This is a genomic window from Maribacter polysaccharolyticus (assembly GCF_028882255.1).
In the GTDB taxonomy this organism is placed as follows: Bacteria; Bacteroidota; Bacteroidia; order Flavobacteriales; family Flavobacteriaceae; genus Maribacter_A; species Maribacter_A polysaccharolyticus.
Genome location: NZ_JARBUY010000004.1, coordinates 94,629 through 109,214, shown reverse-complemented (window position 1 = coordinate 109,214; position 14,586 = coordinate 94,629). Strand labels below are relative to the sequence as shown.

Annotated in this window: 9 protein-coding genes; 7 read left to right on the top strand and 2 right to left on the bottom strand. The window is 40.7% G+C overall.

The genetic code is table 11. The features are described from left to right. Positions 1–2 precede the first annotated feature (2 nt). From PHU20_RS13185 to PHU20_RS13155, 7 genes are all read left to right on the top strand, one after another. Entirely contained in the window at positions 3–1,277 is a 1,275-nt protein-coding gene (locus PHU20_RS13185) for an Nramp family divalent metal transporter (RefSeq protein WP_274825854.1), read from the top strand. 968 nt (positions 1,278–2,245) lie between these two features. Next, positions 2,246–5,458 (top strand): SusC/RagA family TonB-linked outer membrane protein, encoded by a 3,213-nt coding sequence (locus tag PHU20_RS13180; protein WP_274825853.1) that lies wholly within the window; start codon positions 2,246–2,248, stop codon positions 5,456–5,458. 6 nt (positions 5,459–5,464) lie between these two features. Continuing rightward, positions 5,465–7,060: a RagB/SusD family nutrient uptake outer membrane protein gene (locus PHU20_RS13175; protein ID WP_274825852.1), complete on the top strand. Its 1,596-nt coding sequence runs from the start codon at positions 5,465–5,467 to the stop codon at positions 7,058–7,060. 12 nt (positions 7,061–7,072) lie between these two features. Beyond that, positions 7,073–8,275, top strand: a complete 1,203-nt coding sequence (locus PHU20_RS13170; RefSeq protein WP_274825851.1) for a hypothetical protein — start codon at positions 7,073–7,075, stop codon at positions 8,273–8,275. Between the two features lie 22 nt (positions 8,276–8,297). Then, positions 8,298–9,776 (top strand): PKD domain-containing protein, encoded by a 1,479-nt coding sequence (locus tag PHU20_RS13165; RefSeq protein ID WP_274825850.1) that lies wholly within the window; start codon positions 8,298–8,300, stop codon positions 9,774–9,776. Positions 9,777–9,879: 103 nt separating this feature from the next. Continuing rightward, the gene (locus tag PHU20_RS13160) at positions 9,880–10,803 is read left to right on the top strand and encodes a polysaccharide lyase family 7 protein (protein ID WP_274825849.1); all 924 of its coding nucleotides are present in this window, start codon (positions 9,880–9,882) and stop codon (positions 10,801–10,803) included. Between the two features lie 379 nt (positions 10,804–11,182). Beyond that, the gene (locus PHU20_RS13155; protein WP_274825848.1) at positions 11,183–11,977 is read left to right on the top strand and encodes a gluconate 5-dehydrogenase; all 795 of its coding nucleotides are present in this window, start codon (positions 11,183–11,185) and stop codon (positions 11,975–11,977) included. 31 nt (positions 11,978–12,008) lie between these two features. Here PHU20_RS13155 and PHU20_RS13150 read toward each other — a convergent pair whose 3' ends face one another. Together PHU20_RS13150 and PHU20_RS13145 are read right to left on the bottom strand one after the other, a co-directional pair. Next, a complete protein-coding gene (locus tag PHU20_RS13150) occupies positions 12,009–12,812 on the bottom strand; it encodes a 5'-methylthioadenosine/adenosylhomocysteine nucleosidase (RefSeq protein WP_274825847.1) in 804 nt (267 codons plus the stop codon). Continuing rightward, the gene (locus PHU20_RS13145; RefSeq protein ID WP_274825846.1) at positions 12,803–14,107 is read right to left on the bottom strand and encodes an NCS2 family permease; all 1,305 of its coding nucleotides are present in this window, start codon (positions 14,105–14,107) and stop codon (positions 12,803–12,805) included. The genes PHU20_RS13150 and PHU20_RS13145 overlap by 10 nt, the downstream gene beginning before the upstream one ends. Positions 14,108–14,586 lie beyond the last annotated feature (479 nt).

Here is a 14,586-nt window from a genome sequence, read left to right as displayed (position 1 = left end):
ATATGGAAAAGCCAAATGCAAGTGGTTCACTGATTAAACAATTGCTTGCATTGGTGTTGGCTTTTGGACCTGGTATTTTTGCTATCGGATACACTATTGGTACCGGTAGCGTTACCTCAATGATCGTTGCTGGAAGTACGTATGGCATGCAGTTGTTATGGGTATTGCTGATTAGCTGTGTCTTTTCGGGGCTTTTAATGTACGTTTATGGAAAATATGCTTTGATTACAGGGGAAACCGCTCTTTTTGCTTTTAAAAAGCACCTTAAGAGCGGTAAATTATTGGCCATTTTGATTATTGTTGGAATTTCTTTTGGTCAATGGAATTCCCTAATGGGTATTCTCGGTATTTCTGCCAATATTATTTACGAGATATTTTTGATTTATTTTCCGCAATTGGAAGGGTATAAGTATGAAACCGTGTTAATTGTGGCCATTCTTGTGATAGGGGTTATGTACGCGCTTTTATGGGTAGGAAAATATAATTTTTTTGAAAAAATCTTGGTTGTGTTCGTAACCATAATGGGTTTGTCGTTCATTGTTTCCTTGTTTATGGTTTATCCCTTGCCCGTGGAGGTACTTCAGGGGTTAGTGCCATCTATACCTCAAGTTGAAGGGGGGAAAATGATGGTAGCTGCATTTGTTGGTACTACCATGGCGTCCGCTACTTTCTTATCTCGACCTCTTTTTATCAAAGGAAAAGGTTGGACGATAAATAATCTTATGCAACAAAAGAAAGATTCCATTACTGCTGCTATTTTGGTGTTTATCATCAGTGGATCGGTTATGGCAGTGGCAAGTGGTGCTCTTTTTCATCAAGGCCAACCCGTTACCAAAGTATTGGATATGGTAAACACCTTGGAACCCGTTGCTGGCAAGTTTGCTTTAACGTTGTTCTTTTTCGGTACATTAAGTGCCGGTCTCTCTTCAATTTTTCCCTGTCTTTTGATTGCTCCTATTTTGTTGGCCGATTATCAGTCTGGGGAGTTGGATACGAATTCGGTCCAATTTAGGATTATTACTGCAATAGCATGTTTATTTGCTTTGATTGTTCCTGTGTTTGGGGCAAATCCCATAGAAATGCAGATATTGTCCCAGGTGTTCAATGTTTTTGTTCTTCCCGTAGTCATTATTGGAATTGTTTTGCTTATCAATAACAAGAAAATCATGAAAGGATACAAAACGAATATTTTAGTCAACTTGGGATTGCTAGGAGCATTCTTCTTTTCATGCGTTATTTCTTATAACGGAATTCTTGCCTTGCTAGATTATTTTTAATCAAGCAAACCGAATTCAGATTATAAATTCGTGAACACATCGTACGGATAGGGAGATGTGTACTTGTGGTTTTTTTTTGATCATTATGTAATTCTATACGACTATTGATCTTTCTTCGATTTGAACTTATAAGCAACAATATGTGCGTAGAAGGCCGAAGGTTCACTTTGGCTACCTTTTAAGTTCAATTTTTACCTTTAATGACGACTTTTGGGGTCCTCCCTTGACAATTGATATTTAGTGACACCTAGGCAGTATCCCATAAAAAGGACACCCGTTTAGATTGGGCCGTTTGCTTTTTTTCTGAAGTTTAAATAAGGCACATGCGTATTCGAAGTTTTTGCTAGTAGTATGTGGCAATTTTGAGTGGAAAATGCGCCTAAATCTGCCTCTCGGAATATATAAACAGCTAAAAATGAGAGGGGATATGGGTTTGCTTTGGGCTGGATATGCATAGAACAGGGATTTTTTCTACATAATCCATATTCGAGGTTCAGAATAACTATTACAAATTCATCATTTTAAGGGTAATTATTATCCGATAATCGAAATTTCAACGGATTAAAAATGTTAAAGTCGCCAAATCATCTGTTTTAACGAAAAAATAACATATATTTGGTAAACCAAATTGGTAAACCAGTTTGGATGACCAAATAACAAATAACAACAAAATCAATTACTAACTCAATCAAATTCTATATTCAATGAAATTAGCTGGATAAATAAGGATAGCACAAACCTAAACCTTCAGTAATGGTCACTTTCTTTTGACCAAAGGTTAATCGTTAAAACATGTACTACTTTACGTATGCAGGCTTTTCATAAGAAGGTTCTATGAACTATCATTGACTTCTTTTGCGGGCACTGTGTTCAAGTAAGGACGGATATTCGAGATTCCAATATCCCATTTGTCAATTCCCACTTTGGGTATTGGCCTGTATTATTTATGAACATAATCAAGATTACAAATGAATTTAAAAACTAAACTAACTTTAGTCGCGGTAATGTTATTCAATATTACATTATTCGCACAAGACGGATATGTGCTCTCGGGTACGGTAACGGATTCCGACAATATTCCCATTCCAGCCGCCAATGTCCTTATTTTAGGTACCACATCAGGTACGGCAACGGATTTTGATGGCAATTATTCCATTAAAGTATCCAATGGGGATGTTCTGCAATTCTCTTATTTGGGATTTGTCACACAAACAGTAACCATAAATGGCCAAGAAAGATTGGATATTACCTTTGTTACCGATGCGGCACAATTGGAGGAAGTGGTCGTAATAGGTTACGGAAATCAATTAAAGACCAGTGTAACCAGTGCCTTGACCGAAGTTTCCGGAGAGGACATCGAGAACGTTTCCGTATCCCGTGTTGAGGATGCCTTAAAGGGTAGGGTAGCCGGTTTAAGAATCCAAACAGTGGCTTCTGAGGCAGGTGGTGATCCCAAGATTACCTTAAGGGGGCCAGGGTCCATTACGGGTTCGTCTGCTCCACTGATTGTTGTTGATGGGGTTGTATTAGGTACTGATTCCGATATTTTAGGGTCTATCGATAATAATAACATCGAGTCCATCAGTGTATTGAAAGATGCATCATCTGTGGCAATATACGGTTCTCGAGGGGCCAACGGGGTTATCTTGATAACGTTAAAGAAAGGGGTAAAAGGAAAAACCAAATTCTTTTATAACTCGTTTACCGGATATAAATATGCTACCAAAAACAATAATTTCAATACCTCAATCGCTGATGAAAGGGCTCGGTTGAACGGTTTGGAGAGCACAGTGAATGCAATTTCCGTTGATAGTGAAAATTATGATAGGATCATTGGGGATTATAATACGGCTTATGCAGAACTGGAGGCTATGGATTTCATAGCTTCATTAGGCGGAGGTGAATCGAATTGGCAAGATGAAATTTTTGATGGGGGCGTTATTACCAGTCACTCCTTGGCCGTAAGGGGTGGTACTGAATTGACCAATTATACCGCTTCTTTCGGATATCTCGATGATGAAGGTATCGTATTGACCGATAGCTTTGAGAAATATAACGCTCGAATAAAAGTCGATAGTAAATCAAAAAATGAGAAAATCAGATTTGGGGCAAATTTACGTGTTAATTACAATGACCAGGTAAGGGTGCCTACGCGATTTACCGACCCTCTAAGACAATATGGGCATATTCCCCTCTATTTAAATGAAGAGCATTTAAAGTATATCACCCAATCGGATCCCGGTGATGCAGGTAAACTATTCGAAAATATCGGGGTAGGGAGTTATGGTTTTTCAAGGGCTTTCGATCACGTATTTACGGTTGATGCCAATGATTCAAGATCAATTGCCAGGGACCCTAATACCGGACTTCCTTTGGTCAGTGATCTGACTTCGGGCGGTTTGACCCTGTCGACCACAAAAAACGTACATCCTTTGGTGCATTACTTGGAAAGATCCAGGCTCAAGAAAAAGTTAACGTTGAATGCTTCTTCCTACCTTGACTTTGAATTGGCGGAAGGGCTGAACTTTAGACAATCCATATCAGGGGTATTTAGACATAATAAGACCAATGAGGCCGATTATTTATATGGGCAAGAGAATAGAGATCAAGAATCTTACCGATTGGAGCGACGTGAGGAATTGAATCAATATGCCTTCGAATCCTTACTTAAGTATACGAAGAGTTTTGGAAAGCATAACCTTAACTCCATACTCGGGTTTGAGTACACCCATAGGGATTTTTACATTCAAGAATCGGAGGCCGTAGGGTATACCGATGATTTTAACAATAATATTGCCATTGCGGATGGAGGGACTACCTATACGGATAATGGAACCGATAAACTGGTTTCGTATTTTGGAAGGGTGGATTATGATTATGATTCCAGATACCTTTTACAAGTTTCTGCCCGTACCGACGGTAGTACTCGATTCGGGTCGAATACAAGGTTCGGTTTCTTTCCGGCAGCATCTGTGGGTTGGGTAATGTCCAATGAAGAATTCCTATCGGATAGCGATTTTGTTACCTTTTTGAAATTAAGGGCCAGTTATGGTGTTTCAGGGTCTAACGAGATTTCGAGCGACATATTTGAATCCCTTTACAGGTTTGAAGAGACCTTCAGTACCATCGGATATAACGGAGAGACCGGAGTAAAAGCGGTAACCTTGGCAAATTCGGATTTAGGTTGGGAAAAATTGGTTGAATTCAACCCTGGTATCGATGTTACATTCGGTAGGGGGCTAGTAACCTTAGCAGCCGATTACTATACAAGGACCAGTGAAGACCTAATCCTCTTTGCACCGGTAGCCGCTACATATGGCACGGATAATTGGTTGCAAAATATAGGTGAAGTTAAAAATGAAGGTATAGAACTTGAATTGAATTCAAGGATCTTGACTACTGAAAAATTCAGTTGGTTGGCATCAGGTCAGTTCTCCTTGAACAGGAATACCGTTAAGAGTCTAGGTAATAATGAGCAGATTATTTCCAGAATCGATCAGGATACCAGACCTACCGAATTCATTGCCAAAATAGGTCAGCCCATAACTTCATTCTACGGATGGGTTTATGATAGGGAAATTCCGTTGGAGTGGGTAGACAATCCATTCAACAGGTTCAATAACGACTATGCCGATGTTTATGTAAAAGATTTGAACAATGATGGTATTATCGATGATGAGGATAGAACGGAATTAGGTAGTCCATATCCTGATTTTACATGGGGATTCGGTTCTGATTTTAAATATAATGATTTCGATTTTTCATTTCAATGGCAAGGTTCCCATGGGGCTGAGGTTCGGGTCGCGGATTTAGACCAACTGTATTATGCCAGTGAGTCGGCTGTAAATGAGGTAGCCAATTTCCCCGATGCCGATTTAACGGTCCATAGAAGGTATACCGATGATCATATACAAGATGCTTCTTTCGTGGCATTAAGGAATATTACTTTAGGTTTTTCATTTCCAGAATCATTTACTTCTAAACACAATATAGATAGACTAAGATTGTATGTAACGGGTGAGAATTTACTGTTCCTTACCGCAGATGGGTATGAAGGGTTTAATCCTGAAGCTGCAGGTCAAACCTCAAGTAATGCGAATACGCCATTAACAGCTGGCTATCAAAGAGGTGATGGTCCGGTGGTCAGAACGATTTCAGTAGGGATGAACTTTCAATTTTAATTAATTATGAGAAAAATATATAAAAATATAATAGTTTGTTTTTCATTAATGGCCTTAATCACAGGTTGTGAGGAAGAACTGGACCTGAGTAACCCTACGGCACTTTCAATCGAGGAGTTACTGCAAACGAACAATGGATTTGAATTATTGGCAAATGGGGTTTTGGATGCCTACCAAAAAATTCCTGCAAATGAATTCTTATTGGTTGAGTTACGATCCGATAATGTTAGGGCCAATACCGAAAACGGGAATTACCCTGCTCTTAATGCATATAATATAGATGCGAATAATGGGGATGTATCTACTTATTATTCCAATAATATGCACACCATTAAACACGCGAATACGATTATCGACAATAGGTTTTTGGCACCTGAAGATCAGCAGTATACGGTTGGTGAGGCTTATTTCATGAGGGCTTTATGTCATTTCAACTTGGTTAGGGCCTATCAGAATGTACCCTATATCGATAAAGTGTTGGACGTAACCACAGAGGAAGCTTTGGATTACCCACAATTGCCGGAGTCGGAGGTGTACGAGAAAATCATCGATGATTTTAAAACGTCGATCGCCTATTTGAACGGGGTAGAACAAAATAGATATCGCCCTACCGAAGGGGCTGCTATTTGTTTGGCTGCCAAAGCGTATTTAAGTCAGCCTAATCCCAATTATACGGAAGCCGAACTCTTATTGGCGTCTGTCGTTGAGAACAATACTACTTATAATTACGATTTATTATATACCGAAAGGGATAATGCGGAACAGTTCGAGTTCAATGCAGACCCATCCGATACTTCAGTGGATCTGATTACAGACGATGAGTATAACGCTAATTTGGTCATCGATTATGGCCATGTTTTCGGGAACTCCATTTCCGATGGGTACTCCGATGGCGTCCTTGATGGTTCTTGGACAAATGATTCCGCTTATGAAATCAACGATGAGGTCATATTCTCAATAGCTTACGATTTGGTAAGTAGCGATAATTATGTAACCAGTGATAGTGGTTTGGACGATCAGGTGGAAACGGATTCGGAATCGTTCAGTTTTGCCATGACCTTACAGGGGCCATCCAATGGGGTAAACATTGCATCACTTGACTTTTTGGAAGTAATGACCCCCGAACTACAGCCCGTAAGGTTTTATGCCAGTATCGATGCCTTGTCTTATGATCCCTCCGATGATACCAAAGATACCTTTAACGTTAAATTCCCAACCGATGGTGAGATAGGGGATAACGACTGGATCGTATTAAGGTATGCCGATGTGTTGTTGTTATATTCAGAAGCGATTTTGGCAGGAGCGAACAGTACTACCGATTCAAGGGCTATCGATGCATTTAATCAAGTGCGTTCTAGGGCCGGTCTTGAAGAGGTGGCGAATTTAACCAAAGAAGATCTATTGGCGGAAAGAAGGGTCGAGTTTGTTTATGAGAACCAACGTTTGTACGATCTAATACGTTTTGGTGAAGCGGATAATGTTTTAACTGAGTTTTCAAACGAAAACAGTTTGTTCTACACAAGTGAAAAGAAATATCTTCCTTTCCCACAAAGGGAAATAGACAATTTACCTAATTTTTATACACAGAACAACGGATACTAAAACCTCATGATTATGAATACATATTTATATAAATTAAAATATATAGTTTTAGGGATGTTCGTATCCCTGGCTTCTTGTGTCAGTGATGACTTGGCTGATGTAGGTGATTTGGAAGACATTACAGGTCCTACGCCTTTTTATAATTATACAGAAATTACTTCTTCGGAATTTGACTGTAATGATGTAGAGATATGGGCTAAATATGAATTTAATTTTGAAGCAGGTTCAAATTTAGCGGTTAATGGTACGGGCTATGAATGGAGCGTTACGCCGTCAGAAGGTGTGACCTTGATCAATAGCGAATTGCCTATTCTTGAGCAATCGATCGAAGCCGAGTTGGCAACGATTGTGGCTTTGGAAGAAAAAATTGCCGATCTGGAATTTAAAATACCTTGTGAGACCGATCAGGATAAGATCGATGTCATGGAAGCTGAGATCGCTGTATTGGAAGTTGAATTGGCTGCCGCTGAAGCTGCACTTTCAGAGGAGACTTTGCAAAACGTTGCTGATTTGGAAAGCCAGATTGCCGCATTGGCAGCTGCCACGTTGAACGATCAGGAGTTGATTTTTTCATTTCCCGGTCCAGGGGAATATACCATAGGTTTGACGGTAACCGATAATTTGGGTAAATCCGATTACACCGAAAAATTGATAACGGTTAACCAAGCCGTACCGACCATTCCGGTACCCGAAATTTCCGAACCTAGTTTTGAGGACAATAGCTTGTTCGATGGAACCGGTGACGGTAGGGACTCATGGAGGGCTCCCAGTAATGATGTATGGAGTCCACTTGGAGGTGGTACGACCGTTATTCAGATCAATACGGATTCCGATCCGGTAAATACACCAAATTTACCCGATGGGGTACAAGCCGCTAAATTCCCTGCAGGGGGTGATAGGGTGGCTTACCAAGAAATTGAGGTTACTCCCGGAGCAACCTACGTGATGACGTATTTCACGGCTTTCGAAGAGGATAGCTATGGAGAGATGAAAGTATCCATATTAACCCCGAATACATCGAGTTATGCCGAAGCACAGCTTGAAGCGAATATTATTGCTTCTAGAACCGATAATAATGTCGGAAGGGTCGATAATGTATTTAAAAAGCATGCGATAACCTTCGAAGCAGGGGAAAATGAAACGGTAATCATTTTTGCAACCAACTCAGGTGTTGAATCCAGGCTTGATGCATTTGAAATTTCAGTAAAACAATAATTGGGTCTTAAAATTTAATATTATGGAATATAAAAGAATCAAAAAATTCAATAGAAGCGTCTTTGCTTTGCTTTTTATGTTTTTGGGACTCGCATCATGCTTTGATGATGGTTATGAAGAGTTTGAGCCGCCCACAGGAAACGTAAATAATATACAGCCTAATACGTTGTTCACCGCAACGACCGATGCCGATAATAATCTATCAGTGGTATTCAGGAGTTATTCGACCGATGCGGCTTCGTATTTATGGGATTTTGGGGATGGAAATACTTCCACAGAGTCAAATCCTGATTATACGTATGCCACCGGTGGCTTATATACGGTAAAACTGACCACAACAAGTTCGGATGGTTTAGTAGCCGAGGCTACCTCGGAGGTTTCCCCCATTAGCGTCGATTTTGATTTTACCATGATCGATTCGGAAGTGACTTTCGAAAACCAGACTACCGGTGCCAGTGCATTGGTTTGGGACTTTGGCGATGGGGAATCGGTATCTTGGGATGCTGAAGATACAGAGGACGACGCTGATTTTAGTCCGGTATATGCTTATAAAACTGCCGATACCTATGTGGCGACCCTAACAGCAACCAATTATTTAGGTTCTCAAGTTTCAGTGAGTAAGAATATAGAAGGCTTGGTGTTATCTACCGTACCTGATTTTACTTTTGAAGTTTCTACTTTGGATGTGGTTTTTACGGATGCTTCAATTTTAGCGGTTTCGCATAGTTGGGACTTTGGGGATGGAAATTCTTCAACAGAGGTTAATCCTTCACATACGTATGCTGCCGACGGAACCTATGATGTGACTTTGACCACTACCAATGAGGCCGGGGTGTCTAGAAGTATTACCAAGGCCGTTCCCGTGGGAGGTATTGAACCTACATTCGAGGTTGTTGTTCAAAATAGTACGTGTAACGATCATACCGTAGAGACCGGTGATAATGCGGATGCATGGGATATGACCCCGAATAGTACGGTGGTTGATGATACGCTAGGAACAATAGACAGTCCGTATAGGGCAATTTGGAATAATACGGAATTGAATGCTTATATAGATGCTACCTATTGTACCAATGAGCAACCGGGTTCTACGAGTGATGGAAATAAATTCGGACCTAATGCCGGCGGGGGTAGAGGTGTTAAACTAAGCAATAGTTGTCGTCGTTTATACCAAGTAGTGGCCGTTGAACCGGGTGTTGAATATACCTTTACCATCGATACACGTTCGGAGGCGGAAGGAATCAATACGGAAGTGTTCATTTTGAATACCGAGATAACCACAGAAGTGGGAATTGAAGATTATGCTGATGCGTATTATAACATTACGAACGATTTTAATAGTTCTAAATCTTCAAGTACCAACGATACATTTACCACAACTACATTCACGTTTGAGGCTTCAGCGAATATCGCTGTAATATATGTAAGGGCGTTGAATGCTGTTGACAGCAGTAATGAAGTGTTTATGGATAATATAGATATCATCACTCCGGGCTTCTAATAAAACCGATTGATGGAGTTATAAAATGAATTTTTTGGGTGTGCTCATGTAAATGATAAAAATGTAGTGGGAGAGTACACCCAAAAAATCAAATAAAATTAAAATGAAACAATTCCGATTAGGGGTATATGGTCTTTTATTGGTGACCTTCTTATCAGTAAACGCCGTGTGCCATGCACAAGAGGGTAACGGGGATACGGTACAAAAGGAGACTAAGGTTGGGAAGAAAATAAAGAAAAAGAAAAAGAAGAAAGTAAAACTTCCCAAAATCGATTTAAGTCATTGGAAAGTTACTTTGCCCGTAACGAACGAAAAAGGGAAGCCTTATGAGATAGAGCCGCCAGAGATCTTGGATTTTGCGTCAAATGAAATCGCTAGGCCGTATATGTATATCGACTCTTCTAAAGGGGCCATTGTGTTCCATGCGATGCCTACAAGTTCAAAAACCGCAAATACCAAGTATACAAGGTCAGAACTAAGGGAGCAAATGGAGCCAGGCAACAACAATGTCAACTGGACCTTTGAACAAGGAGGGACCATGAAAGGCAAATTAGCAATGGATGAGGTTACAAAAGACTCCAATGGTAAATACCATAGGGCCATTATCATGCAGATCCATGGCCGTTTGACCAATGAACAAAAAGAATTGATCGGGGCAAAAGACAATAATGCACCTCCAATATTGAAAATATACTGGGATAAAGGTAAAATCAGGGTCAAAACCAAAGTGCTTAAAAATTTAAATGCACCTTATGAGGAGATGTTACATGAGGAGGCTTGGGACGATGATGAAGGTTTCAATTTTGAGCAAAAAGTGGATTTCAGCAAGTTTACACTGGAGGTTCAGGTTTCCGAAGGGAAAATGGTAATCATTCTGAATAATAACGAATACAAGGTGTACGAAAATATCCACATGAAAAAATGGGGTATTTTCGAAAATTATTTTAAAGCAGGGAATTATTTCCAATCCAGGGATGAAGGTTCCTATGCCAAGGTAAGATTCTATGAGCTGGAAGTAAAGCATTGATAATGTCCTGATATAAAGGGATGGCAATAAGGGTTTTCTTTCATGTCCATTCCCATGTTTGGACTTCTATGGGGTCATTTATGGCCCAATTAAAATAGTTCTGGGTATGATCCCAAAATGGTTGTTACTGAAAAATGGCGGGGCTTTTCCCCGCTATTTTTTTTGCTTTAAGCCTAGACCCCGATAGGTAATTGTAAAAACAGGCAATCGATAAAAGTTGGGGGTATTGCCATTACCACGTATGTTTATTGCATATTAAGATCCATATATATTGGTCGCGGGATTAAAAAATTATATTTTTAAATCGAGATGTTCCTTTATGGTCTATCATAGGGCACATCATTAGAAGCATTTTATATTTAAAAATAAAAACAAAAGTATGGCTCTTGATTTATTCAGTTTAAAAGGAAAAGTTGCATTGGTAACGGGCAGTACCCATGGGTTGGGAATGGCCATGGCCAAAGGCTTGGGAAAAGCAGGTGCAACTTTGGTCGTCAGCGGCAATTCGTCACAGGAAAAAATAGCGGCTGCGGTAAAGCAATATGAAGGCTGGGGGATCAAGGTTTTTGGGTATAAATTCAATGTGGCCGATGAAACCGAAGTCATAGAGGCCATTGCAAAGATACAGGATGAAGTAGGGCCAATAGATATTCTAGTGAACAACGCTGGGATCATTAAGCGAACCCCTCTGGAAGAAATGGAAGTTGCCGATTTCAAACAGGTAATCGATATTGATTTGGTGAGTCCGTTTATCGTATCAAAACATGTCGTTAAAACGATGATCGCACGGAAACAAGGAAAGATCATCAATATATGTTCCATGATGAGCGAGCTTGGGAGAAGTTCGGTCGGGGCATATGCTGCCGCCAAGGGAGGTCTTAAGATGCTTACCCGCAACATGGCCACGGAATGGGCCAAGCATAATATACAGACCAATGGCATCGGTCCGGGGTATTTTGCGACCTCACAAACGGCACCTATCCGTGTGGAAGGGCATCCGTTCAATGATTTTATCATCAATCGGACTCCAGCCGAAAAATGGGGCGATCCCGATGATTTGGCAGGAGCTGCGATCTTTTTGGCTTCCAAGGCCAGCGATTTCGTAAATGGGCATATATTATATGTTGACGGGGGCATTTTGGCGACGATCGGAAAACCATCGAACGAAAAATGAATCTACGGTTGCCGTACATGGTCCTAATCACCTATGGTCGTTCATAATTCTCCAATACAGCTAAGACCAATTGGGCAGAATTGCGTGCAGCAACGTTTACGAATTTAAAATAATCGGTATGGGCTTGGGTGTTTGCATTGTCGCTACAACTGCGAACGACGATATATGGGATTTTCAACATCGTACAGATTTGTGCTACCGCAGCACCTTCCATTTCAGTGGCCAAGGCATCGAATTGGGAATAGAGGTCTTTGGCCTTTTGGGTATCGCTTAGAAAAGTATCCCCGGTCGCTATGGTACCAATAAAAAATCGAGGGAAGTTGCCATTTAAGGGTGTTAATTGGATGTGTTGGGAGGTTTTTTCAAATAAATCCAATAAATAGGGGTCTACGGGTAGGTATAAGGCATTACGGGCATTATTTTCGGATACATTTTTAGTAGGCCAGGTTTTGAAAACCCCGGCTTTCAATTCGCCGAAATCATATTGTACCATATTCTGGGCTATTACGATGTCCCCTGGATTGATTTCCGGTGCTAATCCTCCGGCAACACCGGTAAACAGCAACGCTTTCAGTTTAAAATTAGTTGCTAATATGGCCGTACTATAGGCAGCGTTCACCTTTCCTATACCAGCTTTAAGCAACACTACTTTTTGATTTTTAAGTTTGCCGGTAAAAAAGGTAATGCCGTCTTTTTCGATTTCTCTTTTGTTTTTTAAGGAATCGGCAAGCATACTTATTTCTTCATCCATGGCCCCCATGATGGCAATCCGTTGGGCAGAAAGGGTCCAAAACCCCAATATCGGAATGAATAGGAGAATTTTTTTTAAACCCATAGGAATAAAAGGGATAGCAGGTTGATGATAATCAGTACGGGATTGATTTCTTCTTTCTTTCCCGTAAACAGTTTAAGCAATGTCCAACTCAGAAATCCAAAAATAATCCCTATTGAAATGCTGTAGGTCAATGGCATAAGAACCATGGTCAAAAATACGGGAATGGCTTCGTCCACGGCATTCCAATCCACTTTTACCAAGGGTTTCATCATAAAGGAACCCACCAGTACCAAGGCGATTGATGTGGCAATACTCGGAACAATGGCCAGTAGTGGGGAGAAAAATAAGAAGGGTAAGAACAGAAGTCCGGCGGTTATGGCCGTAAGTCCCGTTTTACCGCCTTCCCGAATGCCAACGGCGGATTCTATATATACCGTACCTGAACTACTGCCCATCAATCCGGAAAAAATCGTGGTGAGGGAATCTACCAATAAGGATTTCTTCAGGTTTTTAGGATTGCCATCTTCGTCTTTATGCCCGGAGGCCTCTGCAAGGCCCACAAAGGTCGAAAGACTATCGAAGAGATCGGTAAAGGCAAAGACAAAGATAACGGGTAAAAAGGCATATTGTAGGGATCCGATCAAATCGGCTTTTAGAAAAAGGCTGAAATCGGGCATGGAAAAAATGCCCTTGTAGTTGACCAAGGTAGGAATTCCAAAATTAATTAATGAGGCGTCTCCCCACCACCTCCCTATGGGCCAAGCCAAAAAGGTGGTAAATACGATGCCAAAGATCATGGCTCCCGGAATTTTCTTGGCGATAAGAATGGCTGTAGCGCCCAATCCCACTAAAAAAGTCAAACAAACCGGATCTTTCAGGGTTCCCATTTTAACTAGGGTAGCGGGGTCATCCACTATAAAATGTGCGTTTTGAAAGCCTATAAAACAAATGAAAAGTCCAATCCCCGCGGCAATGGCATAGCGTAAAGAATGGGGTATGGCCTGTACGATCTTGTCCCTTGCTTTTAAAACACTTAGCATTAGGAAAAGTACACCGGACCAAAATACGGCACCCAAGGCAGCCTCATAACTAAGTCCAAGTCCTATGACCGCCGTATAGGTAAAAAATGCATTCAATCCCATTCCCGGTGCAATCACAAAAGGGTTTTTAGCATAAACGCCCATCATAATACTTCCAAAACAGCATACTAGGACCGTAGCGGTAACTACTGCGGAAAATGGCATGCCCGCTTCTGAGAGGATGGCCGGATTAACGATTACAATATAAAAAGTGGCCAAGAAGGAGCTTATCCCGGCTAATATTTCAGTGCGGATAGATGTGATTCGTTTCTTCAATCTGCCTTTAAATTAAAAATAACTTATTTTTTAAAGAGTGATGTTCAGGAGTTTTTTGACAGTATTGTATAATGAGCAGTGAATATAAGTGCTTTTTGAAAATAGTACGGTCTTGATGGGGTTTAATTGGTAAATCGGAATTGGAAAGATGGGCAATTCTCGCTAGGGAAGCCTGTATTCGGCCTTTCCATAAAACAAAGAACCACGCTTTTGTGAGCGTGGTTTTCTGAGTGAAGTGATCGCGGAAGGATTACCTCCGGTGTTCCTTTCTTATCAAAAGTGCAAATTCAAAACCAAACAGCTCTCGCTGTCGTTTCTTTATTTTATTCCAAGTCCTCGAACTGCGTTCGGACTTTCCATAAAACAAAGAACCACGCCAAATAGCGTGGTTTTGAGAGTGTTGTGATCGCGGAAGGATTACCTCCGGTGTTCCTTTCTTATCAAAAGTGCAAATTCAAAACCAAACAGCTCTCGCTGTC